At 36.2% G+C, this 254-nt stretch carries 1 protein-coding gene; it reads right to left on the reverse strand.

The annotated features are described in order from the left end of the window. Positions 1-31: 31 nt before the first annotated feature. On the reverse strand, positions 32-254 hold a 223-nt coding region (locus AOA61_RS31095), incomplete at its 5' end, for a hypothetical protein (protein WP_218197310.1).

A 254-nucleotide genomic window follows, 5' to 3' on the forward strand; every position in this document is an offset into this window, starting at 1 on the left:
ATACTTCACTTTCTAACACGATTCCTCCCCCTTAAGACATACCATCTCCCCCTAAGCGTTTCGTTAACACTTTATCAAAGGCGTTTAAGGTTGCTTCCATTTCTTGATCCCCGTGAGCTGTAGAAATACTATAACGATTCATTGGCTTTGTATAAATACCTTCATTTATTAAATGAATATCTATCTCTTTTCTTAGATTAAGGTTTGTTTTTTGGAGGTCACGGTAATGTCGAATATTGTTATCACGGGTACAT

It is taken from the genome of Pseudomonas sp. 2995-1 (genome assembly GCF_002742505.1).
In the GTDB taxonomy this organism is placed as follows: Bacteria; Pseudomonadota; Gammaproteobacteria; order Pseudomonadales; family Pseudomonadaceae; genus Aquipseudomonas; species Aquipseudomonas sivasensis.